2 pseudogenes are annotated in these 1,519 nt (G+C 59.0%); both read left to right on the top strand.

What is annotated here, in order from left to right:
* Positions 1-458, top strand: a pseudogene (locus AB4Z11_RS31350) (peptidase); the annotation flags it as partial.
* 593 nt (positions 459-1,051) lie between these two features.
* Positions 1,052-1,519, top strand: a pseudogene (locus tag AB4Z11_RS31345) (ArsR family transcriptional regulator); the annotation flags it as partial.

The raw sequence follows: 1,519 nt of genomic DNA, 5'->3' as shown, positions 1-1,519 counted from the left end.
ATGAGAATACCTATTTCCAGATCGGCGAAGCCAAGTACGGCAAGCCCATCATCGATCGGGTAGTGACGCCATCCACCACCCTTGATGATGCCGCCAAGTGCGCGCTGATTTCCATGGACTCCACACTGCGTTCGAACGTCTCGGTTGGATTACCGCTGGACCTCCTGGTGTACGAAGCCGGCAAGCTGGCCGTTACCCGTTTCGTCACGATCGACGAGCGCAACCAGTATTTCCAGATGATCCGCAGCACCTGGGGCCAGCAGCTGAAACGGGTATTTGAGGATCTGGACGCTCCCGCATGGAACGCCGGACCGGGCGCCGGCGCCAATGTCCTGCATTCGGCAAACGCGAACAGCAAGCCGGTACGGGTCGCGCCCCCGGCGGGCGTGACTGCACCCGCGGCAGTCAGCCCGGCGTTGCAGACCCTGGTCCAGCAATTCCACGATGGCCAGCAGTAGGCAGCTTTACTTCAAATAGGATTTGAGCACCTGGAGTACGGCTTCCGCCTCTTCCCTGCGATGGTCTTCTTACGCTTCCTTGACCACATGGTCCATCAGGTGCGTTTCCCCGCCTGAATCAGGCTGGCGTCTTTCCCGGGTCTGCCTTCGCGACCGAAGCTGGCGCGATTATTTGTCCACCGATGCATAGGTTTTCGGCTTAGATTCCAGGAGCAGCCACCAAGGTTCGTGGCAATGCCCCGCGTCCAATCCCAATAAAGAAAAAGCCCGCTCAGGGAGCGGGCAAATCTATTTCCCTTGGAGGAGATAGAGGAGACGGTTTCAGTATGCTGCAGCCCACCCAGCCGGTCTACTTTCTTTTATGAATGCTTGTTATCAGTATTGCTTATAACCAATTTCTGCATGACGGATTTCAGCTGTGCGGCCCAGGCGTGCCGGTAGTGCGCTCATTTGGCTTTCCTCAAATTCTTCTAGTTGGATGAGCGCATTAGCAAATACTGCCGCGCCACATATTGTTATCTGAATTGCTTCGTTCCCGGCGCGACAAGCTTGCACCTAAGATGCAACCTCCAACCATCACACAGGAGCACACCATGATCGCCGCCACTGCAGCAGCCTTTTCCTCACCACTGCACCGTAGCCTTGCGGCCTGCATGATGATGGCGATGGCCTGCAGCGCCATGGCAGCGCCCAGTGTCTTCCCTACCGGCGTCACGCGCTACGACCCTGAACGCGCCTGGAACGGCTATGTGCTGTTCAGCGGGCAGGATAAGAAGACCCACCTGATTGACATGAACGGGAACGAAGTGCGCCAGTGGCCGCACGAGGGATTCCCGCCGGTGCTGGTCGATCCCGCGCTAGCCGGCGGCGCACGCGGCAACATCCTGCTGCAACTATCGAACGCCAAAGGCGCCCAGGCGGGCAATGGGCTCGGTAACAAGAGCATCGGAGAGCTGGACTGGAGCGGCAAGGTGATCTGGCAATGGGGTGCTGCCGGCGACGCTTACGCTTCGGACTCGGTGCAGACCGGCGGCGCGCCAGGCGGCGCAGCGAAACAGCAT

This window comes from Pseudoduganella sp. RAF53_2 (assembly GCF_052113985.1).
Classification (GTDB): Bacteria; Pseudomonadota; Gammaproteobacteria; order Burkholderiales; family Burkholderiaceae_D; genus Rugamonas.
Note: the sequence above shows the minus strand (reverse complement) of the source record. Positions and strands in the feature narration are given on the sequence as shown.